The sequence below is a fragment of the Stenotrophomonas sp. SY1 genome (assembly GCF_021202945.1).
GTDB lineage: Bacteria > Pseudomonadota > Gammaproteobacteria > Xanthomonadales > Xanthomonadaceae > Stenotrophomonas.
The window spans coordinates 1,558,179-1,581,675 of sequence record NZ_JAJOYR010000001.1; the positions used below are offsets into that span (position 1 = coordinate 1,558,179).

19 protein-coding genes are annotated in these 23,497 nt (G+C 65.2%); 7 read left to right on the forward strand and 12 right to left on the reverse strand.

Features of this window, described 5'->3' with window-relative positions:
* Positions 1-11: 11 nt before the first annotated feature.
* The 9 genes from frr to LR961_RS06435 all read right to left on the reverse strand — a co-directional run bounded on the left by frr (position 12) and on the right by LR961_RS06435 (position 10,038).
* Positions 12-569 carry a ribosome recycling factor gene (frr, locus tag LR961_RS06395; RefSeq protein WP_232147580.1) on the reverse strand — a complete coding sequence of 186 codons (558 nt, stop codon included), beginning with the start codon at positions 567-569 and terminating at the stop codon, positions 12-14.
* A 76-nt stretch (positions 570-645) separates the two neighbouring features.
* On the reverse strand, positions 646-1,374 hold the full coding sequence (pyrH, locus tag LR961_RS06400; RefSeq protein WP_232147581.1) for a UMP kinase: 729 nt from the start codon (positions 1,372-1,374) through the stop codon (positions 646-648).
* A 108-nt stretch (positions 1,375-1,482) separates the two neighbouring features.
* Positions 1,483-2,988, reverse strand: a complete 1,506-nt coding sequence (locus LR961_RS06405) for a GGDEF domain-containing protein (protein ID WP_232147582.1) — start codon at positions 2,986-2,988, stop codon at positions 1,483-1,485.
* A 247-nt stretch (positions 2,989-3,235) separates the two neighbouring features.
* Positions 3,236-4,114: a translation elongation factor Ts gene (gene tsf, locus LR961_RS06410; protein WP_232147583.1), complete on the reverse strand. Its 879-nt coding sequence runs from the start codon at positions 4,112-4,114 to the stop codon at positions 3,236-3,238.
* 133 nt (positions 4,115-4,247) lie between these two features.
* Complete coding sequence (gene rpsB / locus LR961_RS06415; protein ID WP_232147584.1) at positions 4,248-5,057, reverse strand: 30S ribosomal protein S2; 810 nt, start codon at positions 5,055-5,057, stop codon at positions 4,248-4,250.
* 313 nt (positions 5,058-5,370) lie between these two features.
* Positions 5,371-6,372, reverse strand: coding sequence for a spore coat protein U domain-containing protein (locus LR961_RS06420; RefSeq protein WP_232147585.1), 1,002 nt, complete (start codon positions 6,370-6,372; stop codon positions 5,371-5,373).
* The gene (locus LR961_RS06425) at positions 6,369-8,681 is read right to left on the reverse strand and encodes a fimbria/pilus outer membrane usher protein (RefSeq protein ID WP_232147586.1); all 2,313 of its coding nucleotides are present in this window, start codon (positions 8,679-8,681) and stop codon (positions 6,369-6,371) included. Before LR961_RS06425 ends, LR961_RS06420 begins: the two co-directional genes overlap by 4 nt.
* Before the next feature lie 37 nt (positions 8,682-8,718).
* The gene (locus LR961_RS06430) at positions 8,719-9,516 is read right to left on the reverse strand and encodes a molecular chaperone (RefSeq protein ID WP_232147587.1); all 798 of its coding nucleotides are present in this window, start codon (positions 9,514-9,516) and stop codon (positions 8,719-8,721) included.
* A 15-nt stretch (positions 9,517-9,531) separates the two neighbouring features.
* Positions 9,532-10,038, reverse strand: a complete 507-nt coding sequence (locus tag LR961_RS06435) for a spore coat U domain-containing protein (protein WP_232147588.1) — start codon at positions 10,036-10,038, stop codon at positions 9,532-9,534.
* Positions 10,039-10,407: 369 nt separating this feature from the next.
* Here LR961_RS06435 and map point away from each other — a divergent pair, with 369 nt between their 5' ends.
* From map to dapE, 5 genes are all read left to right on the forward strand, one after another.
* A complete protein-coding gene (gene map / locus LR961_RS06440; RefSeq protein ID WP_232147589.1) occupies positions 10,408-11,184 on the forward strand; it encodes a type I methionyl aminopeptidase in 777 nt (258 codons plus the stop codon).
* Complete coding sequence (locus LR961_RS06445) at positions 11,181-13,829, forward strand: [protein-PII] uridylyltransferase (protein WP_232147590.1); 2,649 nt, start codon at positions 11,181-11,183, stop codon at positions 13,827-13,829. Before map ends, LR961_RS06445 begins: the two co-directional genes overlap by 4 nt.
* Positions 13,829-14,902, forward strand: a complete 1,074-nt coding sequence (gene dapD, locus LR961_RS06450) for a 2,3,4,5-tetrahydropyridine-2,6-dicarboxylate N-succinyltransferase (protein ID WP_232147591.1) — start codon at positions 13,829-13,831, stop codon at positions 14,900-14,902. Before LR961_RS06445 ends, dapD begins: the two co-directional genes overlap by 1 nt.
* Positions 14,903-15,071: 169 nt before the next feature.
* Positions 15,072-15,428: a Spx/MgsR family RNA polymerase-binding regulatory protein gene (locus LR961_RS06455; protein WP_232147592.1), complete on the forward strand. Its 357-nt coding sequence runs from the start codon at positions 15,072-15,074 to the stop codon at positions 15,426-15,428.
* A gap of 95 nt (positions 15,429-15,523) precedes the next feature.
* Positions 15,524-16,651, forward strand: a complete 1,128-nt coding sequence (gene dapE / locus LR961_RS06460) for a succinyl-diaminopimelate desuccinylase (RefSeq protein ID WP_232147593.1) — start codon at positions 15,524-15,526, stop codon at positions 16,649-16,651.
* On the opposite strand, the gene LR961_RS06465 is transcribed toward dapE, so the two are convergent.
* Complete coding sequence (locus LR961_RS06465; protein WP_232147594.1) at positions 16,648-17,331, reverse strand: pentapeptide repeat-containing protein; 684 nt, start codon at positions 17,329-17,331, stop codon at positions 16,648-16,650. The two genes, dapE and LR961_RS06465, sit on opposite strands and share 4 nt — an antisense overlap.
* A gap of 104 nt (positions 17,332-17,435) precedes the next feature.
* The gene (locus LR961_RS06470; protein ID WP_232147595.1) at positions 17,436-18,320 is read right to left on the reverse strand and encodes a tetratricopeptide repeat protein; all 885 of its coding nucleotides are present in this window, start codon (positions 18,318-18,320) and stop codon (positions 17,436-17,438) included.
* Positions 18,321-18,691: 371 nt separating this feature from the next.
* Here LR961_RS06470 and asnB point away from each other — a divergent pair, with 371 nt between their 5' ends.
* Positions 18,692-20,377, forward strand: coding sequence for an asparagine synthase B (asnB, locus tag LR961_RS06475; RefSeq protein ID WP_232147596.1), 1,686 nt, complete (start codon positions 18,692-18,694; stop codon positions 20,375-20,377).
* 87 nt (positions 20,378-20,464) lie between these two features.
* Positions 20,465-20,896 carry a RidA family protein gene (locus LR961_RS06480; RefSeq protein ID WP_232149241.1) on the forward strand — a complete coding sequence of 144 codons (432 nt, stop codon included), beginning with the start codon at positions 20,465-20,467 and terminating at the stop codon, positions 20,894-20,896.
* Between the two features lie 79 nt (positions 20,897-20,975).
* Here the strand turns inward: LR961_RS06480 and LR961_RS06485 are convergent, their stop codons facing one another.
* Positions 20,976-23,357: a penicillin acylase family protein gene (locus tag LR961_RS06485; protein WP_232149242.1), complete on the reverse strand. Its 2,382-nt coding sequence runs from the start codon at positions 23,355-23,357 to the stop codon at positions 20,976-20,978.
* Positions 23,358-23,497 lie beyond the last annotated feature (140 nt).

The following is a 23,497-nucleotide window of genomic DNA, read 5'->3' on the forward strand; positions in this document are numbered from 1 at the left end:
GACGGCACGGGTCAGACCGCCATCAGTTCCTGTTCTTTGAGCTTGACGATGTCGTCGACGTCCTTGATCGCCTTGTCGGTCAGCTTCTGGATCTCGTCCTGCGCACGACGGTCGTCATCCTCGGTGATGGCCTTGTCCTTGAGCAGCTTGGCCACTTCCTGGTTGGCATCACGACGGATGTTGCGGATGGCGACCTTGCTCTCTTCGCCTTCCTTGCTCACCGACTTGGCCAGTTCGCGACGACGCTCTTCAGTGAGCGGCGGCAGGTTCAGGCGGATCACGGTGCCCATGGTGGTGGGGGTGATGCCGATGTCGGAGGCGTAAATCGCCTTTTCGACGTCCTTGATCATGTTCTTGTCGAACAGGGTGATGACCAGCGAGCGCCCTTCGGACACGCTGATGCTGGCCACCTGGTTCAGCGGCGTGTCAGTGCCGTAGGCCTTGACCTTGATGCCGTCCAGCAGCGCCGGAGAAGCGCGGCCGGTACGAATGGTGGTGAGGGTATGGCGCAGAGCGTCGAGGCTCTTGGCCATGCGCGTCTGTGCATCTTGCTTGATGTCGTTGATCATCGCCCGAATCCTTGATGGTGCTGGAACCGGCCGATTATAGGTCAATACCCATGTCGGCCGGACTCCAGCGGCTGGCTCAGTTGCCGTCGCGGCCGTGGACGAGGGTGCCGATGTTCTCGCCGTGCAGGATTTTCAGCAGTTCGCCCGGCTGGCCCATGTCGAACACGCGCATCGGCAGGTCGCTGTCACGGGCCAGTGCGAAGGCGGCCGTGTCCATCACTTCCAGGCCCTGCTTGATGACCTGGTCGTAAGTGAGGCTGTCGTAGCGCACCGCATCGGCGTGCTTGTTCGGGTCCTTGTCATAGACGCCGTCGACCTTGGTGGCCTTGAGCAGCAGGTCAGCGCCGATTTCGATGGCGCGCAGTGCCGCGCCCGAATCGGTGGTGAAGAACGGGCTGCCAACGCCGGCAGCGAAGATCACCAGACGGCCCTTTTCCAGATGACGGATGGCGCGGCGGCGGATGTAGTCCTCGCACACGTCGTTGATCTTGATGGCGCTCATCACCCGCGCCTTGGCGCCGAGCTTCTCCAGTGCGTCCTGCATGGCCAGGGCGTTGATGACCGTGGCCAGCATGCCCATCTGGTCGCCGGTGACGCGGTCCATGCCGCCTGCGGCCAGGCCGGCGCCGCGGAAGATGTTGCCGCCGCCGATCACCAGTGCCACTTCGGCACCGGCCTGCTGGGCCTCGATGACTTCACGGGCCAGGCGGTTGATGATCTTGGGGTCGATGCCGTAGTCCTCATCTCCCATCAGCGCCTCCCCGGAAAGTTTCAGAAGGATGCGTTGGTAGGCGAGTTTGGACATGGTGACCTCAGGTGGCTGGAAAACGCGGGAATTCTAACGGATGCCGCGCTCCCCGGTCAGACGTTGTGCTGCATTGCGGCAGCATTGCGTCATTTGCCGGCCACCGGTTCAGCAGGCGGTCGGTTGCGGGTCCGGTGCGCGCGCGATCACCCGGTTGCGGCCAAGGTTCTTGGAACGGTAAAGCACGTCATCGGCGGCCTTGAGCAGGTCGCGCATGTCGGTGAAACGCTCATATACGCCGTGCGTGGCCACACCTGCGGAGAAGGTGATGTGCAGCGGGGCGTCGGCCACGGTGACCATCGGGGTCTGGGTGATGATGCTCAACACCCGGCGGATCACTTCCACCGCGGTCTGCTCGCTGGTGCCGGGGAACAGCACCACGAACTCCTCGCCGCCGAAGCGGGCCACCGTATCGGAGCCGCGCAGCTGCGATTGCAGGCGGCTGGCAAAGGCCTGCAGTACCTGGTCGCCGACCAGGTGGCCATGCTGGTCGTTGATCTTCTTGAAGTCGTCCAGGTCGATGAAGGCCACCGACAGTGGGTGGTCGGCACGGCTGGCGCGGCTGAATTCCCGCTCCAGCACCACTTCCAGCTGGCGCCGGTTGAGCACGCCGGTCAGCGCGTCCAGATGTGCCTGTTCGGCCAGCCGCCGCGCCTGTTGTTCGTAGTGGTCGGCACGTTGCTGCGAGGCCGCGGCGTCCTGCAGCTCGCGCAGGCTGCGCAGGGCCATCAGCTCACTGGCGTGGTCCAGCAGGTAGGTGACGCGGGCTGGCGAGGGCACCGGTATGTCGAACAGCGCGCTGATTTCCGGCAGCATCTGGCTGACCTGCTGCAGCACCTGCTCAAACGTGGTGCTGTCCATGTCCAGCGCTTCGTGGGCCAGACGCAGGGCGTGGTTGCGGGCCGTGTCGACGTCGTCGGCAAGCCAGATGTCGGCCACGTGCCCGGACAGCGCCACGCACCGTTCGAACAGGTTGGCGGGCTCCGCCGGCGGCTCGCTGTGGGTGATGGCTTCGACCAGGTAACGCGGCAGGCCCCATTGCTCGCACAGGTGGGCGCCGACATCGGCGTGGCTGCATTCCAGGATGCTGCGCTCGCGGGCCAGTAGTTCGTCATTGCTTGATGCGCTGGCCAGCAGCCCGGGGTAACTGTCGGGCTGGACCTGAAGCAGCGCCAGGATGCCGATCTCCTGCAGCAGGCCGGCCAGCATCAGTTCCTCGGCCCGGCGTACCCCGCAGGACAGGCCCAGGTAGCGGGCGGCCAGCGCGCTGAGAATGCTGCGGCGCCAGACCGCGTCCAGCAGCTGCGCATGGCGCTGGTCCTCGCGCAGGGCGCGCGACAGGCTGAAGCCCAGCGCCAGCTGCAAGGTGGCATTGAGGCCGAGCATGGTCAGTGCCTGGCCCAGGTTCTCGATGCGGCGGCGGCTGGCATACAGCGGCGAGTTGGCGATGCGCATCATGCGTGCGCTCAGGCCCATGTCCAGGGCGATGGTGTCGGCGGCGCTGGCGATGTCGGTTTCCGGGTCCTGCGCCAGTTCGATCAGGCGCACGGCGATGGCCGGCGGCGAGGGCAGGTTGCGGCAGAGGGACAGGGCTGCGGTGAGCTCGGGGGACATGTCATGGAAGCGGGCGGCAGTGGCCCAAGAATACATGCACGTTGCCACTTGAAAAATGCCGTCACAGTTTGATGGCGAAATGCTTGCATCCATCCGCGCATGCGGTGCAGGCCGGGCAGGGCGCGCAAAGTGGCTGCTGGCGGTGCTTTCGCCGTGTTGGCGCGGCGCGATCGCTGGGCTGGAACGGAAAACGAAGAAGCCGCGGATTGCCGCGGCTTCTTCGGGTGTTGCGCGGATCAGGCTGAAATCAGACCTGCATCGCCTTGGCAACTTCGGCGGCGTAGTCTTCCACCACCTTCTCGATGCCTTCGCCAACCACCAGGCGCTGGAAGCCGACAACGTCGCCACCAGCGGCCTTGACGGCCTGCTCGACGGTCTTGTCGCTGTCCAGCACGTAGGCCTGGCCGTACAGGGTCACTTCGCTGATGATCTTGTTGATCTTGCCGCTGATGATCTTTTCCAGGATTTCAGCCGGCTTGGCCTTGTCCTTGTCGGTCATCTTGGCCAGCTCGATTTCCTTTTCCTTGGCAACGAACTCGGCCGGCACGTCGGCGGCCTTGTTGTGCGGCGGGTTCATCGCAGCTACGTGCATGGCCAGGCCGTTGGCCAGCTCGGCGTTGCCGCCGGCCAGGTCGACCAGCACGCCGATCTTGCCGTTGGAGTGCACGTAGGCGCCGACGGTGTTGTTGCCGTCAACCTTGACCAGGCGACGGATCTGGATGTTCTCACCCAGCTTCTGGATCGCGGTGGCGCGGGTTTCTTCGACGGTCGCGCCGTTTTCCAGCTTGGCCGACTTCAGTGCTTCCACATCGGCAGCGCCGGAAGCCAGGGCGGCAGCGGCGACGCTGTCCACGAAGGCCTTGAAGTTGACGTCGTTGGCGACGAAGTCGGTTTCCGAGTTCACTTCGACCAGCACGGCCTTGCCGCCATTCTGGGCGACGCCGATGCGGCCTTCAGCGGTGACGCGGTCGGCCTTCTTGTCGGCCTTGGCAGCGCCGGACTTGCGCAGGGCTTCAGCTGCTGCGTCGATGTCGCCGTTGGTTTCCGACAGAGCCTTCTTGCACTCCATCATGCCGGCGCCGGTGCGCTCACGCAGTTCCTTGACCAGGGAAGCAGTGATTTCCATGGAATTTCCTCACGAATAGAAAGGGGTAGGCCGGCAATGATTGCCGGCCGTTGTTACGTAGCCCTGTCAATGGCCGGCGCTTGTGGGGCCGGTGCAGGGGAGACGGGCGCAGTGGCTGCGCCCGTCGGGTGGATCAGGCCGAAGCCTCGTCGCCCTTCTTGGCCGGAGCCTTCTTGGCCGGAGCGCGGCGGGCCGGCTTGGCTTCTTCGGCAACAGCGGCGTCGGCGAACTCTTCTTCGCGCACGGTGGCAGCGTTCGGAGCGGCAGCCTTGCCTTCCAGCACGGCGTCAGCGGCGGCGCGGGCGTACAGCTGCACGGCGCGGATGGCGTCGTCGTTGCCCGGGATGGCGTAATCGACCAGTTCCGGGTTGTAGTTGGTGTCAACCACGGCGATCACCGGGATGCCGAGCTTCTTGGCTTCCTTGATGGCGATGTCTTCGTGACCGATGTCGATGACGAAGATGGCGTCCGGCAGACGGTTCATTTCCTTGATGCCGCCCAGCGAGGCTTCCAGCTTGTCGCGCTCGCGACGCAGGCCCAGCACTTCGTGCTTGACCAGACGCTCGAAGGTGCCGTCGGTTTCACCGGCTTCCAGTTCCTTCAGGCGGGCCACCGACTTCTTCACCGTGGCGAAGTTGGTCAGGGTGCCGCCCAGCCAACGCTGGTTCATGAACGGCATGCCGCAACGCTCGGCTTCTTCCTTGATGGAATCGCGGGCGCTGCGCTTGGTGCCCAGGAACAGGATGGTGCCGCGCTTCTGGGCAACGGACGAGATGAAGTTCATCGCATCGTTGAACAGCGGGACGGTCTTTTCCAGGTTGATGATGTGGATCTTGCCGCGGGCGCCGAAGATGTACGGAGCCATCTTGGGGTTCCAGTAACGGGTCTGGTGACCGAAGTGGACGCCGGCTTCCAACATCTGACGCATGGTGATCTGGGGCATTGCAAAACTCCTGGCAGGGAACCGATCGCCACGAAATGAAGGGCGACCCGCATAAGTGCGGTAGGTTCCGGGGTTGGGCTTCCCCTGCGCCTCCGTGGCCGAACCCTGACTGGCAGGGCACCCCGGCACGGATGGGGGCGTAGGGTGTGGATTCACCGGTGACGCCCGGTGTGGGCGGGTTTTGACAGGGCTGGGCCCAGCAAAGCCGGCGAAGTATAGCCGTAGCGGGCATTGGCCGCAAATTGCCAGGCCGGTTGGCGTCAGTGGTTGTGTGAATGCGCGGCGGCCGGCGTGCGGGTTGGGGCGAGGACGATCAGTAGGTCAGGGTCACGGTCACGGTGTCCATGTAGTTGCCGGCGCGGGTACCGGGCTGGGCGGGGACGCGCCCGTAGACGGTCAGGATGCTGGGATTGCCGCTGCCTGTGCCGGCAACGCCGGTGGCTGCGGTGTTGCCCCAGCGTTCCAGCCGGTTTGCATCCCGGTACAGCTCGTAGCTGATGCGGTTGCCTGCCGAGGCCATGCGGCGGGTGCTGCCGACGGCATTGCTGCCATCGTTGAGCGTGACGCTCCACGGTGCGCCGGTCGGGCATTGCAGGCTGATGGTGGAGGTCTGTTCGTGGGAACTGGCCAGGCCGTCGCTGCGGCCGAAATCCATGTCGCTGGCAGCATTGATGCGGCAGCTGTTGGCGTAGCTGGCATTTACGCCGGCCCAGGTGAAGGTCGCCTGGCCAGCACCCCCCAAGGTGCCGGCCACCCCGTTGCGGCATTCATCGACGGTCGGGGTGAACACGTAGCCGTAGCTGTAGCGCACCATCGAGGCGTTCGGGATGCCCTGGTACGGGAAGGTGGCCGGCAGGATTTGTCCCGCAGGTACGCGGCCGTACAGCGGGATGCTGACCTGGCGCGACTGACGCACGCCCACGTCGAAACTGAGGCTGTAAACGGCATAGGCGCTACCCAGCGGGCCGATCAACTGGGTGCGCGCAGGGTCGGCGTACAGGTCGTAGTTCATGAAAGCCCCGTTGCCGTTGCTCATGCGTCGTGGGGCGATGCCGGTGGGCGTGCCCTCGCCGACGAATACGCAGACGCTGAACTGCGCCGGCAGAGCAGCCAGCAAGTCGCTGGGCCCCTGGCAGGTGAGTTGGAGGGTGGTCTGCGCGTCGCTGGCTGCTGCGGTGACGGTGCCGAAATTCAGCTGGAGTGGGCTGGTGGCGCTACAGCTCTGGGCAAGCGTGGGCAGCGGCAGCCCCGTCAGCAGCAAGGCAGGCAGCACGAACGCCCGGCGCGGCAGCTGGCGGGGCGGTTGGGCGCTCATCGGCACGTTACGTCGGCAAGTTCGAAGTGGCCCTCGCGGGCCGGAGCGGCCGGCACTGCGGCACTGCAGGCGGACTGGCCGGTGCCGAAGTGGAGTCGGGCCTGTGCGGGGGGATCCAGCAGGTAGACCTTGCCTTCGTGGCCCACGCTGAGCGGGGTTGGTGTGCTGTCGTTCGCGTGCAGGGTCATGTGGCTGCCTGCGGGCAGCCATTTGCCGTGGCGGTCGCGCACGCCGAACTGGAGTGCCAGCGTGCGGTGCAACGCAAAGTTCACCTTGATCCCGCTGTTGGATGTGGGAACGACGTCGATGCTGGTCAGGTTGATCTGCATGTCGGCAGGCAGGTGTTGCGGGTCGATCGAGAGCTGGTTGCGCTGCCACGCGTTCAGTGGTGTGACCAGCAGGTAGCCGCGTGCATCGGTGACCCCGACCGGGCGGTTTTCCAGCTGGATCGGGACATTGCTGATGCCATTGGTGGAGACCAGGGCGAAAGCATCGTCGACCCGTCGCAGCGCCTGCAGGTATCCGCCCAGCCACGCCACGCCGCCGCTGGCGCTGGCGTAAAGCAGGGCGGAATCGTCGGCGTCGTTGTTGTTGGTGCGCTCCACGCCTGCGCTCCATTGCCCGTGCTCGCCGAGCCGGGTGACTTCGGCGCGTGTGCTGCGGTATTCGCCCGCGCTGGCCTGGGCACGCCATCCCCAGCCGCCAAGGTCGCTGGAAACGCCACGGCTGGCTTCCATGGACAGGCTGTTGCCATCCAGCCCATGGCGGGCCGAGGCGGCGATGCTGGTGTGGCGGTCAAGCGGCAGTGACCAGTAAACGAAGGCGCTGTCGCTGCGGCTGCTTTCCAGGTTGCGGTTGTAGCTCAGGCTCAGCAGGGTGTTGCCACGGAAGCTGCGCGACCAGTTGAGGCTGGCGTAGCGGCTGGGGGTGGCGTCGGGCAACTGCTGGGCTACGTAACTCAAGCCGAACTGACCGGCACGTGTGCTGATGCCGGCATAGGCCTGGTCGGTGCGACGAGGAAGCGCCGCCTGTTCAAGAACGGCCGGTACATCACGGAAGCCCCGGCTGCGGCGCAGTGTGCTGGCGGCCAGGGTGAGCCACGAAGCGGCCCATTGGTAGCCCAGTCCGTACTGGTTGCCCTTGAACGAGCCGGCCTCGCTGGCCGCCAGCGAGGTGCTGAGCACGCCGCCGCGCTGGCCCAGCAACATCTGCATGCCGGCACCGGCCTGGGCGATACCGGCGCTGGCTTCAGCGTGGGCCTCCACGGTGAGCTGGTCATTCAGGCCGTGGCGGAGACTGGCGCTGGCTATCGGCCTGTCGCCGTAGGCGAATGAACGCTGGCCATAGTCGCGGCGCAATGTGCCCAGTTCCAGTGACCAGTCCGACAATCCCGCCTGCAGCAGGCGTGGGCTGGCGTACAGCGAAAACCCCATTGCCCGGCTCTGGCCATTGATGTCGGTGACCACCAGTTGCGCCTGGCCGGCACCGTTGATCGAAGGTGCGGCGTCAAGTTGGAAGCGCCCGGGCAGCACCTGTTGGCTGGATTGACGGATGCCATCGATGTACAGGTCCACGGTGGACGGCAGGACCGCTTCGCCGGCGAAGGAAGCCAGTGGCGTGGTGATCCGATAGGGCTGCAAGGCGAAATTGCGCGACAGGCGGATGCCGCCGATGCGCGTGGCACGCGACCAGTCCAGTGCGCCGCTGATGGTGTCGCCGATGCTCAGCGTGAGCATGTTGTCGGGGAAGTCCAGCTGCCAGCGGCTGTCCAGGCGGGTGTTGCGGATGCTGGTGCCGGCGTTGCCGGTCTGGAGCTCGCTCGACATCGTATTGCTCCACTGGCCGGGGCCAATGCCGAACAGGAGCAGTTCGTTGAACGCGCTGTAGCTGCCTGCACCGGCGAAGCGCTGGCCGTACAGGTCGTAGTTGAGCAGTACCCCAGGGCTGCGTTGGGCCGGGTCGGAGCGGGGCACGGGCTGCCGCGCCAGGTCGATGTGGGTGAGTGGACGGTCGAGCATCTCCACCGGAACCTGCAGGTCCAGGCGTTGGAGCGAAGCGTCGTAGTCGACGCTGATTCCGGCCACTGCATGCAGCGCGATCAACCCCGACGCATCGGGCATGACGGCCGGGCGCACGCCTAGTTCATGCAGGCTGGGCAGGCTGGTCAGCAACGCGCCATCACGTGCGATGAAACGTGCCAGCCGGGTATGCGGTTCATGGTTGATCCGCGTTTCAAGGATCAACACCTGTCCGGCAGGGGCCGTCCGGTTGGCAGGTGTAGTGGCGGTGCTGTCTGCAGGAGCGTTCACAGGCGCAGCTTTCCCGGTGCACGTTGCAAGCACGACGCTAACGATCAGTACCGGCCAGCTGCAGGATCTGCGCGATGGCGTCGTCGTTGAGCTTGGCGTGGAGGGTGCCATGGGTGGCAAGGGCCTCGGGCAGGGAAAGGGTCCATCGCATCTGCTGTCCGGCCAGTACGTAGCCCAGCAGGCCCGGGGTGATGTCGACGCGGTGCCCATTGGCCGAAAGCCACGACAACTGACTGATGCGGATGCGGCTGGCGCCGTTGTTGTGCAGGGTCAAGCGGGCATTGCGGCCCTGTGTCTGCCAACTGCCCTGCAGCAGGCTGACGTCGGTGTCGGCCACCTTGTCGGCCCGTGACAGCTGCGCCTGTACGCCGGCCGGCAATACGAATACCGGAATCGAATGCCGCAGTAGGAATTGCAGCCCGTCGCTGGAATCGGGCTGCCGGGTGTCGGGAAGTTCATCGACGATCAGTCGGAACGCCTGCTCGTGCGTGGGAGCTGCCGTCTGTTCGCGCACGATCCGTACCAGTTGACGCTGGCCGGGGCCGATCTCGCTCATCGGTGGGCTGGCCAGCAGTGCGGTGCTCGATTGCAGCTGTTCCTGGCCGTCGACCTGTTGCCATTGCTGGACCCGCACCTGCGCGCGCAGCGGGTGCGGGCCACTGTTGCTCAGCCACAGCGTGTGCGCGACCTGGGCCTGTTCGAATTCCAGCATGATCGGCGCGACCTGGAGGGTGCCGGCAGCGGCCATGGGGGTGGTGCCACCGGCAATAACGATCGCAGTGCTGATCAATCGCAGGCCGGTGGTGATCCGTTTCCGCAGCGGCGGATTGTGCATGGGCCGCCCCGGAGCTCAGTAGGTGACGGTGGCGATGACGGTGTCCACATAACTGCCGGCCGCCGCGTCGGTGGAAGGGACACGGCCGAACACCGGAATCAACTGGTCAGTGGCGGTGCCGGTGCCGGCCAGGGTGTTGCTGCCAAGCACGTCGCCCCAGAAGTCCTGGCGGCCGGCGTCGCGGTACAGGCCATAGGCCACATACCGGTTGTTGGCGTCGGCCATGCGCCGGTTGTCACCTGCAGCGGTGGGGCTGCTGGCATTGGCGCCGGAATTCAGGCCGATGGCATATGGCGTGCCCAGGGTGCAGTTCACCTGCAACGTGCCCTGTGCATCGACCGGGATGCCGGTGGAGCGGGCATGGCTGGCAAAGTCGATGTCGCTGGCGGTCACTGATTGGATGAGGCACGACTCGGTGATCACGATCCGCACCTGGAACTGGGTGGTGGCCGTCTGTGCGTGGCTGGAGAAGCTGGCAGCAACCAGCGTGATTGCGATCAGGAATGCTTTGAGGGAGGACATGACGGTCTCCATGCAGATTGGGCCGCGTTGGCATAGCTGGAGTCGTCGCGTTGGCCGGGGCCCAGCGCTGGAAGCGGGCACAGCCTTGGCGTACACGGCAGATGGCCGGAATGATGTCGCGTGCGTCAATCGCAGGGAAACAAGGGCATGCCGGATGCCTGTCGTTGGCGGAAAAACCAGCAATATCAATGTGGTCGCTACCGGCGAAGGCAGCTTTTCCGGGTACAGTCGGCACCCGTGATCCACATGTGGGCCGCCAGGGCCGAGGGGCGGGTCACTCTCCTGCGCGCCCCTGAACGAGGTGGTCGCAACCTGTTCAATAATGTGAAAAAGTTCAGCCTCGCAACCCAAATGCGCGATAATCGGCAGATGGCAATCCAACTGAAAACCCCTGAAGAAATCGAGAAGATGCGCATCGCCGGTCGTCTGGCGGCTGAGGTGCTCGACATCGTCGCCCCTCACGTCAAGCCCGGTGTGACCACCGAAGAGCTGGACCGCATCTGCCACGACCACATCATCAACGTGCAGGGCGCGATCCCGGCCAACGTGGGCTACCGTGGGTTCCCCAAGACCGTGTGCACCTCGGTCAACAACGTCATCTGCCACGGCATTCCGAGCGAAGCTAAGGTGCTGAAGGACGGGGACATCGTCAACATCGACGTGACCGTCATCAAGGATGGCTGGCACGGTGACACCAGCCGCATGTACTACGTCGGCACGCCTTCGGTGATGGCCAAGCGCCTGGTGGAAACCACCAAGGAAGCGATGTGGCGCGGTATCCGCGCGGTCAAGCCGGGCGCAACGCTGGGCGACGTGGGCAATGCGATCCAGGAATACGCCGAATCCGAGCGCTTCAGCGTGGTTCGCGAGTACTGCGGTCACGGCATCGGCAAGGTCTACCACGACGAACCGCAGGTGCTGCATTACGGCCGTCCGGGCCAGGGCCTGGTGCTCAAGGCCGGCATGACCTTCACCATCGAACCGATGATCAACGAAGGCACCCGCTACACCAAGGTGCTGCCTGATGGCTGGACCGTGGTGACCAAGGACCGCAAGCTCTCGGCGCAGTGGGAACACATGATCGCGGTGACCGAAGACGGCGTGGAAGTGCTGACGCTGTCGCCAGCCGAATCCGCGCAGGCATGAGTCAACTGCCGGCGGGCCTGGACGGGAACGTACCGGACGCGCCGGCAGAACCTGCCGGTGATGCACAGTGGGCCGCGCAGGCGCGACAATCGCTGGCCAATACCGATGCCCGCCTGGGCAAACGCTTCGAGCAGGGCGACAACGTCGAACGCCTGCTCGGCCTGCGCGCGCGCGCTGCCGATCAACTGATCCGCGCCGCGTGGCAGCGTTGCATTCCGGCCGACGCCGGGCTGGCGCTGTTTGCAGTGGGTGGTTACGGCCGCGGCGAACTGTTCCCGCGTTCGGATATCGACCTGCTGGTGCTTGGCGAGAACGATCTGCAGAAGCGCCATGAGGCCGCACTGGCGCGCCTGTTCGCGCTGCTGTGGGATGCCGGTCTTCCGGCCAGCCATGCGGTGCGTTCGGCCGCGCAATGCGCGCAGGCCGCAGCGGATCAGACGGTGTTGACCGCGTTGATCGAAGCGCGGCCGTTGTGCGCCGATGCAACGGCGCAGCACGGTCTGGCCCGTGCGATCTCGCCGAGCCTGATCTGGCCGCCGCGCGAATTTTTCCTGGCCAAGCGTGAGGAGCTGCTGCAGCGGCACCAGCGTTTTGGCGACACCGCAGACAACCTGGAACCGGACATCAAGGATGGTCCGGGTGGTCTGCGCGATCTGAACACGCTGGGCTGGATGGCGCTGCGCGCCTTCGGCGTCAGCAATATCGATGCGCTGGTCGGGCTGGGCCATCTGGGCCTGGACGAAGCAGCCGCACTCAAGCGCGAGCGGCTGGTGCTGGCGCGGCTGCGCTTCGGCCTGCATCTGGTGGCGCAACGCGCCGAGGAGCGGCTGCGCTTCGACTACCAGAAGACATTGGCCGCGCGCATGGGCTTTGGCGATGACGCCGAAAGCCTGGGCGTGGAAAAGATGATGCAGGGCTTCTATCGCAGTGCGGCGGTGATCCGTCGTATCAGCGACCGTCTGCTGCAGCGGTTTGAAGAACAGTTTGATGGCGAGGCGACGCCGGAGCCGGTGGGCGATGGTTTCTCGCTGCGTCGCGGTTATCTGTCCGCTGACGACCCGCTTTGGCCGCATGGCGATGTCCGCCGCATCTTCGCGTTGTTCGCCTGCTGGGCGCGCACTGCCGACGTGCGTGGCCTGCATTCGATGACCGCGCGCGGCCTGGCGGAAATGCTGGACGAAATTCCCGCGTACACGCAGGTCGATGAAGCGGTGCGGGAGCAGTTCATGGCGCTGCTGCGCGGCCCGCGCGCGGTCGATACGCTGGCGCGCATGGCGCGGTTGGGCGTGCTCGGGCAGTGGATTCCTGCCTTTGCGCAGGTGTCCGGGCGCATGCAGTTCGACCTGTTCCACGTCTACACCGTCGACCAGCACACGCTGATGGTGTTGCGGAACATCGGCCTGTTCGCCGCTGCTCGTGCCGACGAGCGTTTCTCCATCGCCCATGAAGTGTGGCCGCGGCTGCGCAAGCCCGAACTGCTGCTGCTGGCCGGCCTGTTCCATGACATCGCCAAGGGCCGCGGTGGGGATCATTCCGAACTCGGCGCGGTGGACGCGCGTGATTTCTGCAGCGCCAACGGCCTGAGCAGTTCCGATACCGAACTGGTGGCATGGTTGGTGGAGCAGCATCTGCGCATGTCGGTGACCGCGCAGAAGCAGGACATCACCGACCCGGGCGTGATCCACCGTTTCGCCGCACTGGTTGGCGACCGCGAGCGGCTCGATTATCTCTACCTGCTGACTTGTGCCGATATCGCCGGTACCAGCCCCAAGCTGTGGAACGCGTGGAAGGACCGGCTGCTGGCCGATCTGTATTTCGCCACCCGCCGCGCGCTGCGCGAGGGCATCGAGCATGTCTTGCCCGAAGCCGAGCGGGTGATCGAAGCGCGCGACAACGTGCGCGAGCAGATGAACCTGCTCGGTTACAGCGATGCGGTGATCGACCGCCAGTTCGCGGTGATGCCGGACGAGAGCTTCGTGCGCTTCCGCCCCGAGCAACTGGTGTGGCAGGCCGCATCGCTGGTGGAAATCCGCAAGGGCGGCACGCTGGTCAAGGTGCGCCGGATCACGCCGGAAAGCGATGCGCTGGAAGTGTTCGTGCATTCGCCTGATCGCGATGGCCTGTTCGCGGCCATCGTGATGACCCTGGACCGTGCCGGTTACGGCATCCATCGCGCCCGCGTGCTGGACGGCCCGGACCACACCATCTTCGATACGTTCGAAGTCACGCCTGCGGTCAGCTTTGCCGACGGCGACACCGCGCGCCTGGAAGCAGCGCTGCGCAAGGCATTGGCCGGCAATATCCAGATCCTGCGCCCGGCGCGGCGGGTGATGCCGCGCCAGCTCAAGCATTTCCGTTTTGCCCCGCGCATCGAGTTCCTCGAAACCGCGCATGCCGACCGCACCGTGCTGAACCTGGTGGCGCCGGACCGCCCCGGCCTGCTCGCCGATGTGGCGCACGTGCTGCGTGATCAGCGCCTGCGTGTGCAGGATGCGCGCATCGCCACTTTCGGCGAGCGCGCAGAAGATCAGTTCCAGCTGACCGATCGTCACGATCAACCCCTTACCGAAACCTCCCGGCAGGCACTGCGCGAAGCGTTGCTGAACTGCCTGGACCCCGATAGAACGCCAGGAGACCCCCACTGATGGCCACCAAGAAGCCTGCGACCAAGAAGCCCGCCCCGAACAAGGTCGCTCCCGCCAAGCCCGCAACCACCAAGCCGGTGGCCAGCAAGGCTGCTGCGAAGAAAACCGCAGCGCCGAAGAAGGCAGCGGTGAAGGCACCGGCCAAGCCGGTCAAGGCACCGCTGAAGAAGGTGGCCGCCGCCAAGCCGAAGACCGTGCAGTCGGTGGGTCCGCGCAGCCTGCGCAAGCCGCCGGCACCGGGCGTGGCCGAGTTGAAGTTCGGAATCGAGAGCGCGTTCGAACGCCGCACGATGCTGACCGTCGATGAGATCGAAGGCTCCACCCGCGCGCTGGTCAATCGTGCGATCGACGGCCTTGAAAGCGGCGAGTTCCGCGTCGCCGAGCCCGATGGCAACGGTGGCTGGAAGGTCAACGAGTGGTTGAAAAAGGCGGTGCTGCTGTACTTCCGCGTCAATGACATGACCGTGATGGACGGCCGCCCGGCGCCGTTCTGGGACAAGGTCGAGTCGCGCTTTGAAGGCTATGACGAAACCCGTTTCCGCCAGGCCGGCGTGCGCGTGGTGCCCGGTGCGATCGCCCGTCGCGGCACGCATTTCGGCAAGGACGTGGTGCTGATGCCGAGCTTCACCAACATCGGTGCGCATGTGGGCGAGGGCACCATGGTCGATACCTGGGCCACGGTGGGTTCGTGCGCGCAGATCGGCAAGCATTGCCACCTGTCCGGCGGTGCCGGCATCGGCGGCGTGCTGGAGCCGCTGCAGGCCAGCCCGACCATCATCGAGGACCATTGCTTCATCGGTGCGCGTTCGGAAGTGGTGGAAGGCGTGGTCGTGGGCCATCACAGCGTGATCGGCATGGGCGTGTTCCTGAGCCAGAGCACCCGCATCTACAACCGTGCCACCGGCGAGGTGACGTATGGCTACATTCCGCCGTACAGCGTGGTGGTCAGCGGCTCGCTGCCGTCCAAGGACGGCACCCATTCGCTGTACTGCGCGGTGATCGTCAAGCAGGTTGATGCGCGCACGCGCAGCAAGACCAGCGTCAACGAACTGCTGCGTGGTCTGGCCGACTGACGCTGGAGCCCCGGAAGTTCCCTTCTCCCGCGAGCGGGAGAAGGTGGTGCGAAGCACCGGATGAGGGCGCTTCTGTGCTGTTGATGCACGTAAACCTGGAGCTTGCCCTCGCCCCCAACCCCTCTCCCGTACACGGGAGAGGGGAACAGATCATCGCGAGCATTGAACAATGACCACCGTTTTCGGTTTGAAGAACTGCGACACCTGCAAGAAAGCCACCAAATGGCTGGACCGCTTCAACGTCGCCCACACCTTCGTCGATTACCGCGACAACAAGCCCAGCCCTGAAACACTGCTGGAATGGGCCGGCAAGGCCGGCGGCTTCGAGGCGATGATCAACAAGTCCTCGACCACCTGGCGGCAGCTCCCGGACAACCGCAGGGCAGCCGCTTCGGATGCCGAATGGAAGCTGCTGCTGCGCGAGTACCCGCAGCTGATCAAGCGCCCGGTGGTGATCACCGAGGACGGCGAGTTCAGCCAGGGCTTCAGCGACAACGGTTTCAAGAAGCGCTTCAACATCGATTGAAGCCGGCTGCATTTGTAGGAGCGGCGTGAGCCGCGAAGCCAGCGCCAATAAAACCACCGGGCTGTGCTTGTCCAGGCACGCCCCACGAGGCCCCAATGAGCGACGTATTCGACCTGACCTGCGAGCTGATCGCACGCCCCTCGGTAACCCCGGAAGACGCCGGCTGCCAGCAGCTGATCGGCAACCGCCTGGCCGCTGCCGGTTTCAACTGCGAGCACCTGCGCCTGGGTGAAGTGGACAATCTATGGGCCACCCACGGCAGCGGCGCGCCGGTGCTGGTGCTGCTTGGCCATACCGATGTCGTGCCCACCGGGCCTGCCGAAAACTGGGCCAGCGATCCGTTCAAGCCTGAAGTGCGCGATGGCATGTTGTACGGCCGCGGCACCGCCGACATGAAGGGCAGCGTGGCTGCGTTCGTGGTGGCGGCCGAACAGTTTGTTGCTGCGCATCCGGAACATCCGGGCACGCTGGCGGTGTTGCTGACCAGCGATGAAGAAGGCGATGCCATCGATGGCGTGCGCCATGTCGCCAGATTGTTCAGCGAACGCGGGCAGGGCATTGATTGGTGCATCACCGGCGAGCCTTCTTCGACCGCCACGCTGGGCGACCTGCTGCGCGTGGGCCGTCGCGGCAGCCTCTCGGCGAAGCTGCGGGTCAAGGGAGTGCAGGGTCATGTGGCCTATCCGGACAAGGCGCGCAACCCGATTCATCTCGCCGCCGCGGCGCTGGCCGAACTGACCGCGCGGCATTGGGACGACGGTTACGAAAGTTTCCCGCCGACCAGCCTGCAGGTGTCCAACATCAATGCCGGCACCGGCGCCAACAATGTGATTCCCGGCGAGCTGCAGGTGATGTTCAACCTGCGCTACAACCCGCACTGGAACGCAGCGCAGCTGGAGACCGAGATCGGCGCGTTGCTGGATCGCCACGGTCTGGATTACGAACTGAACTGGCACCGCAGCGGTGAGCCGTTCTACACGCCGGAAGGCCGCCTGCGCAGCGTGGCCCGTGAGGTGTTGGCCGAGTTTGCCGGTGCGGCACCGGAAGAGAGCACCGGCGGTGGTACTTCCGATGCGCGCTTCATTGCTCCGCTGGGTGCGCAGTGCATCGAAGTCGGGCCGGTGAATGCCAGCATCCACCAGGTGGACGAGAACGTGCGCGTGGCCGACCTGGAAGCCTTGCCGGCGTTGTACCGCAGGTTGGTGGAACGGCTGCTGGCCTAAGCGACGATCAGGCCGAACGCGGCCAGTGCCGCGGCGGCCTGGCGGTGCGATATCACCGTCTTGCGGAAGTGCTTGGCGTCCATCACGTTGAGCCCGCTGATATCGGCATCGCGCAGGTCCGCACCTTCAAAGCGGGTGAGCCGGGTCTGGGCATTGCGCAGGCTGCCGCCGGTGAAAACCGCATCGCGGAAATCGCAGCCGGAGAGGTCGGCGTCGGAGAAATCCATGCCCTCCAACTGCGCCTTGCGGAACGACAGCCCGCGCAGATCGGCGCTGACCAGCAGGCACTCACTGAACTCCAGCGCCCAACCGCTCACTTCCTGCAGGTGGGCGCCGGTCAGCTTGCAGCTTTGGAACTGCACCGAAGAAAGCGTGGCGCGCCGCCAGTAGCTGTTGTTGAGGTCGCAGTGGTCAAAGCGCGAATCGCTGAGCTGCGCCGAGCTGAAATCACATTGGCCGCCCCGGCACTTGTGCCAGTGGCTCTCCTCCAGCGACGCGGCAAGCCAGTTCGTGCCGGCCAGCGAGCAGTGTTCGAACCGGAAGCCATCCATGTCCAGTCGTGAAAAATCGCCGCCATCCAGGATGCAGGATTCAAACACCGCCACACGTGGATGCGCTGCGGTGATGGCCAGCATGCGCTCACGGGAGATGTTTTCATCACGGAAGATCGGGGCGGTCATGGTGCTCGAACATTGCGGGGCGTGAAGCATCATTCTGGTCCACATCACCAAAGCGATGCAGTCTTGCTGACGCAGGCGTTGTGTGCACCGCGATAACGACGGTGCTACTCGAAAATGAAGAACGGCGGCGCGATGGCCTTGCGCCAATACGACTCCTCGGCCAGATAGAACTGCTGCGCATTGGCACGGGCAAACCATGCCGCCGCCGCGTCCACATCCGCCTTCATGTCCTTGCCGCCGCGCCCCAGCACCAGGCCGCTGAAGTACTGCCCGTACACGTTGCCCTGTTCGCCGGCCTGCTGATACCAGCGCAATGCTTCGGCCCTGCTTTCGACCACGCCGAGGCCCGTTTCATGTAGGGTGCCCAGATCAACCTGTGCTTCGGCATCGCCGCGTGCGGCACGATGCTGGATGCGTGCGATCACTGAATTCAATGTGGCCCCATCCATGCGGGTACTTCCCACGACGACCGGTTCGGCCGGCGCGGCACGCAATGGATCAAGCCGGTACAGCTCGCGCATGTAGACCGCATGGCGCAGGCGCCAGCGCAGGGCAAGGGCCATCTCGTCGTGGGTGGCATACCAGCGTTCGAGGTCGCGCATGGCATACGGTGAGCCGTGGTACGCGGCGCTGTGGAACCAGCGGAACGCCTTGCGCGGTGACGGCTTGAGCACCACGGCTTCGGGCTTCTGCGGGGTGTCGGCGCTGTCCAGACGGCCGCGTTCCAGGATCGTTCCCAGCCGTTCTTCGGCGCTGGTGCTTTGGTGGGTGCGCGGTGGAATGGCTGCCGCGCGTGCGTACCAGTCCAGCGCACGGGGGTCGTTCCAGGCCTGGTACATCTTGGCCACGCGCAGCGCCGAGTCGAACTGCCCATCGGCGGTGGCGGCCAATGCCTCGCGTTCGGTGTCGCTGACGGGGCGGCTCGGGCGGGGGGCGGTGCAACCGGCCAATATGAACAGGGGCAGTGCGATCAGAAGTACGCGGGACACGAAAGGGTTCATCCATGAGGTCCGGGCGAGGGGCGGTGATTATCCGGGACAGCGCCGGCCCGGCCGCTGAATCGGTTGCCGCAGCAACAGTTGCGCGGTCGTCAAAACCGGGATACGGTCGGCGCCATGTCCTCGTTCCTGGCCACCGCCGTCAACAATAACAACCGCAATAATCTGCGCGCGAATAGTCGTGCGCGGCCGATGCGGGACTGCGACCAGAGCTAGAACAGGCAACACGCTCAGGACTCCAGAAAACCCGCATCGGTCGATGCGGGTTTTTTTTTGTGGCCGGGCGGGAACACCAAGTGGCTGCAGTGTCTTCAAGCCGTTGCTTCGAATGTTTGTCCCCACAAAAACCCAGGAGCTTTCCCATGTGTTCCATCTTCGGCATTTTCGGCCTGCAACCCGGCGACGACCTGCAGGCACTGCGTCGCCAGGCACTTGATCAATCCCAGCGTCAGCGCCATCGCGGCCCGGACTGGAGCGGTGTGTATGTGGACGACGGCGCGATCCTGGTGCATGAGCGCCTGGCCATCGTCGACCCGGCCGGCGGCTCGCAGCCGCTGCTGTCCGATGACGGTGAACTGGCACTGGCAGTCAACGGCGAGATCTACAACCACCAGGAACTGAAGAAGGAACTCACCCAGCCCTACGCCTTCCAGACCGGCTCGGACTGCGAGGTGATCAACGCGCTGTATCGCGAAGACGAGCCGGCGTCGTACCTCAACCGCCTCAACGGCATCTTTGCCTTTGCGCTGTGGGACAAGGCCAAGGGCCGTGTGATCATCGCCCGTGATCCGATCGGCGTGGTGCCGCTGTACTGGGGCCATGACAAGCACGGTCGCCTGTGTGTGGCGTCGGAAATGAAATCACTGTCCGACACCTGCGCCGATGTCGCGCAGTTCCCGCCCGGCCATTGGTACGACAGCAGCACCGATACGCTGACCAAGTACTACGAGCGCCCGTGGCGCGAGTACGACGCCGTGCAGGGCGTGGATGTCTCGCTTGTCGAACTGCGCGAAGCCTTCGAGCGCGCAGTGCATCGCCAGCTGATGACCGACGTGCCGTACGGCGTGCTGTTGTCCGGCGGTCTGGATTCGTCGCTGGTGGCCGCAGTTGCCGCGCGTTACGCACGACACCGCATCGAGGACGGCGGGCAGAGCGAAGCCTGGTGGCCGCGCCTGCACAGCTTCGCCATTGGCCTGAAGGGTTCGCCGGACCTGGCCGCGGCCAAGATCGCCGCCGAGGCCTTGGGCACCGTGCACCACGGTTTCGAGTACACCTTCGAGGAAGGGCTGGATGCGTTGCCGGAAGTGATCCGGCATGTCGAAACCTACGATGTCACCACCATCCGTGCCTCCACGCCGATGTTCCTGCTGGCGCGCCGCATCAAGGCGATGGGCGTGAAGATGGTGCTGTCCGGCGAAGGCAGTGACGAGATCTTTGGTGGCTACCTGTATTTCCACAAGGCGCCCAACGCCCTGGAGTTCCACGAAGAGCTGGTGCGCAAGCTCGATGCACTGAACAACTACGACTGCCTGCGTGCGAACAAGTCGATGATGGCGTGGGGCGTGGAGCCGCGCGTACCGTTCCTGGATCGCGAGTTCCTGGACGTGGCGATGAAGATGGATGCGCGCCACAAGATGGTGGACAAGGCCAATGGTCGTATCGAGAAGGCGGTGCTGCGTGAAGCTTTCGAGGGTTATCTGCCCAAGGAGATCCTGTGGCGGCAGAAGGAGCAGTTCAGTGACGGCGTCGGTTACGGCTGGATTGACGGGCTGAAGGCGCACGCCGAAGCGCAGGTCAGTGATCGCGTACTGGCTGCTGCCGACAAGCGCTTTCCGTACAACCCGCCGCAGACCAAGGAGGCGTACTACTATCGCCACCTGTTCGAGCAGTTCTTCCCCAGCCGCGCGGCGTCGGAGACGGTGCCGGGCGGCAAGTCCATCGCCTGCTCCTCGCCGGCGGCCATCGCCTGGGACGCCAGCTTCGCCAACATGGCAGATCCATCCGGGCGTGCGGTGGCCGGCGTGCATGAGCAGGCCCTGGCCGGTTGAGTGTTCAGACATGGCCCGCAGTGATGCGGGCCATGTCGTATCCAGGGCCGGGAAGGCCCTCCAGAGTTCCCATTCAAAGGAGATGTGATGCGAGCGTTCTATTTGGGCTTACTGGGTACTTTCTTCTGCTCATCTGCATATGCTGCCGACGTGCCGCTGGAGCGGCATTCGCTGGGCAGTTGGGAGGCGGATATCGGTTACAGCGGTGTTGTTCGCGACGGCAACACGCTGCATATCTCCGGCGTACCGTGCAAAGGCAAGGACATGCATGAAGCCGTTCGCGCCTGCTATGGGCGCCTGACAGAAATTCTGCGGCACTACGGTGCCGACAGCAGCCAGGTGGTGAAGGAGACCGCTTTCACCACCGACATGGAAGCGCTGAAGAAGGCGATTCCGGATCGCAAGGCCTTCTTCACCGATGGCAAATACCCGGCGGCAAGCTGGGTGCAGGTCAGCCGTCTGTTCGACAGTGAATACATGCTGGAAGTCGAATGGACAGTGCGGCTGGCCGACCGCTAGAGCGCAGCCATGCTGCGCCGGGGCTTTGCCGCTGAAGCTGCTGCCGAGCATGGCTCGGCACTACCGCCGGTTTTTTGCTTCAGCGCGGGCGCAGGGTGAGCGTGTGCTTCGTTTCACCCGGCAGGAATGGGGTGGGCTTGCCCTGTACCCAGTCGTCATGGCCGCTGCCCCAGAACGGCGACAGCGGATGACCACTCTGGCCGCCGGGTATGTGCACGATGCCATCGGCTTCGTGGCCCGGTGAAACCACCATGCGTTCGGAGGCGCCGAATGCAGGGCCCTGCACGCGCGGCATGTTGTCATCTCCGGGCAGGGGTTGGGGTTTCATGCACAGCCAGCGCTTGAACAACGCCGGCAGGGCGCGTGATATCGGGTGGCAGATGGCGCTGGTGTTGCGCTCGCCCCAGGTTCGGCCAGCCAGGTCCGGCCCCTGTGCTGCCAGGTCGGTTTCCAGTTTGCGTGCGCTGTCGGCCAGCAGTTCGTCCCAGCTCTTGAATGGCGGTGGCAGCAGGTGGTCGGGTCGCTGTTCAAGCAGGGGCCAGATCACGCCCTCGAACTGCGACAGCTTCGGAGCCTGATAACGTTCGCCCAGTTGCGCTTTGGCCGGTGCCAACAATGCTCCCTGCACGGTGTCCAGGGTGATGCCACGGAAAGCGCGCGCCATCCGGTAACTCACCGAATCGACGCTGGCGTGGCCTTCCCATTGGCGGCTGGCTGCTTCAATCCGCTTCAGCGCGGGGTCGTCGCTGTGTTCAACGGTTTGCCGTAGCAGCTTCCACCAGGGTTCCATCAGCAGCGCGCGGTCATCGAGCTGGATCGCCAGCAGGTCGCGCTCGCGGAACTGATCACGGGCGTGCAGGCCGTCGCGGATCTGCTTGGCACGCGCACCGAGGTCGTAGCCGCCGTCGCCAGCAATGGCCAATGCGGCGCCATCGAGTACGCGCGTGTTGGCGGTCCACAGGCGGTGTTCGGGTGGGTCGATCAGCGCAGGCGCATGGTCACTGCGTACCGCCCATGGCAGGCAGCTGGCGCTGGCAATGCCGCCGGCCGGACAATTGGCGCCGCGGTCGGGGCGTGCGCCGATCAGGCGCCAGGCAATGCGGCCCCTTCGGTCACCCATCAGCAGATTCTGTGCGGGGACGCCGGAGCGGTCGGCCACGGCAAGGGCGGCGTCCAGGTCGGAGGCCTTGGCCATGTCGGCAAAATCCAGGCGCACGGCGCCGGGCAGATGTGCGGTCCAGCGCAAGGCGAGCAGGCTGCCATCCGGGTTCTCGTGCAGCACCGGGCCCCAGTCGCTTTCGCGCACCTTGAAGGTCTCTGCCGGCTTGCCGGCCACGGCGATGACTTCACTGTAGCTGCGCAACGCCGTACTGGCGGGAAGCTGCGCGTAGTCAGCGGTGTCGATGTAACTGTTGGTGAAGGCCCAGGCCACGCGTGTGTTGCTGCCGACGATCACGGCCGGCAGGCCGGGCAGGCTGAAGCCGGTTACGTCGACCTTGCCGTCTGGCGCGGTGGGATCTTCGTAGCGCAGGCGGGCACGGAACCAGATGTTGGGTGCACGCAGGCCCAGGTGCATGTCGTCGGCGATGATCGCGCGGCCGTCAGCGGTGAGCGCGCCGGCCACTGCGAAGTTGTTGCTGCCCGGAAAGTAACTGGCCGCCGCAGGCGGCTCGCCGATGCCTCTCTCCCGCGGCGCGGGAGAGAGGGGGACCCTCTGCAAAGCAGAGGGTGGAGTGAGGGCGAGAGCAGCGCCGGTAATGTCAGACCCAATCCGTGCGGTTTGCAGATCGGATGAAGCAGGCTCAGCGGCACCGGGCTCCACCTTCAACGTGCGCAGATCCAGTACATCGGCACCCGGCAGCACGGCATCGCCGCGCGGTGCGCCAAACAGCGGTGCATCCCAGCGGCTGCCGTCATGGCTGAGCAGTGCATACAGCGCGGGCGGGCTGACTTCGCGGATGCGGGCCAGGGCCAGTTCGCGGCCGTTGTTGGGGTCCTGCAGGTCGGCGTACATGGCCAGCCCGGTGAGCACCGAATCCTCCAGCGCCCATGCGCGCGGTTGCTGGCGCAGCAGCAGGTAAGGCCAGGGCCGCACCGGCAGCGCCGCCAGGCCGGCATTGACGCCATCGCGATAGGCTTCCACCACCGCGCGTTTGCCGCCCAGTGCCACGGCCAGGTTGTCGTGGGTACGCGCGCGCAGGCGGTGCACGCGCATCTTGCGGTCCAGGGGCAGGGCGCTTTCACCGAACAGTTCGGACAGCTCGCCGGCGGCCGAGCGCCGCATCAGGTCCATCTCGAAGAAGCGCTCCTGCGCGTGCACATAGCCCAGCGCCCGGGCCATGTCGGCCTCGTTGGCGGCTTGGACGGTAAGCATGCCGTTGCTGTCGCGGTCCACGCTGACCGGGGCCGACAGGCCCGGCAGGGCCAGCTCCCCGTCCAACTGCGCCAGGCTGCCGCGCATCAGTAGCCAGACCACCAACAGCAGCAAAACCAGCAAGCCCAGCACGATCCCCAGTACACGCAGCAACCAACGCAGCACAGGCCTACCCCCGGTTGTGGTTTCGTCGGGATTGTAGACAGCTTGTGAAGACATTGTGTTGC

Excerpts from the sequence above, each read along its gene's own strand:
- rpsB (WP_232147584.1), bottom strand. The coding sequence starts at position 5,057 with ATGCCCCAGATCACCATGCGTCAGATGTTGGAAGCCGGCGTCCACTTC.
- LR961_RS06480 (WP_232149241.1), top strand. The coding sequence starts at position 20,465 with ATGCGAGCGTTCTATTTGGGCTTACTGGGTACTTTCTTCTGCTCATCT.
- LR961_RS06465 (WP_232147594.1), bottom strand. The coding sequence starts at position 17,331 with ATGACCGCCCCGATCTTCCGTGATGAAAACATCTCCCGTGAGCGCATG.
- LR961_RS06420 (WP_232147585.1), bottom strand. The coding sequence starts at position 6,372 with ATGAGCGCCCAACCGCCCCGCCAGCTGCCGCGCCGGGCGTTCGTGCTG.
- asnB (WP_232147596.1), top strand. The coding sequence starts at position 18,692 with ATGTGTTCCATCTTCGGCATTTTCGGCCTGCAACCCGGCGACGACCTG.
- LR961_RS06445 (WP_232147590.1), top strand. The coding sequence starts at position 11,181 with ATGAGTCAACTGCCGGCGGGCCTGGACGGGAACGTACCGGACGCGCCG.
- frr (WP_232147580.1), bottom strand. The coding sequence starts at position 569 with ATGATCAACGACATCAAGCAAGATGCACAGACGCGCATGGCCAAGAGC.
- LR961_RS06405 (WP_232147582.1), bottom strand. The coding sequence starts at position 2,988 with ATGTCCCCCGAGCTCACCGCAGCCCTGTCCCTCTGCCGCAACCTGCCC.
- dapD (WP_232147591.1), top strand. The coding sequence starts at position 13,829 with ATGGCCACCAAGAAGCCTGCGACCAAGAAGCCCGCCCCGAACAAGGTC.
- LR961_RS06435 (WP_232147588.1), bottom strand. The coding sequence starts at position 10,038 with ATGTCCTCCCTCAAAGCATTCCTGATCGCAATCACGCTGGTTGCTGCC.
- LR961_RS06455 (WP_232147592.1), top strand. The coding sequence starts at position 15,072 with ATGACCACCGTTTTCGGTTTGAAGAACTGCGACACCTGCAAGAAAGCC.
- pyrH (WP_232147581.1), bottom strand. The coding sequence starts at position 1,374 with ATGTCCAAACTCGCCTACCAACGCATCCTTCTGAAACTTTCCGGGGAG.
- map (WP_232147589.1), top strand. The coding sequence starts at position 10,408 with ATGGCAATCCAACTGAAAACCCCTGAAGAAATCGAGAAGATGCGCATC.
- tsf (WP_232147583.1), bottom strand. The coding sequence starts at position 4,114 with ATGGAAATCACTGCTTCCCTGGTCAAGGAACTGCGTGAGCGCACCGGC.
- LR961_RS06485 (WP_232149242.1), bottom strand. The coding sequence starts at position 23,357 with ATGCGCGGCAGCCTGGCGCAGTTGGACGGGGAGCTGGCCCTGCCGGGC.
- dapE (WP_232147593.1), top strand. The coding sequence starts at position 15,524 with ATGAGCGACGTATTCGACCTGACCTGCGAGCTGATCGCACGCCCCTCG.
- LR961_RS06430 (WP_232147587.1), bottom strand. The coding sequence starts at position 9,516 with ATGCACAATCCGCCGCTGCGGAAACGGATCACCACCGGCCTGCGATTG.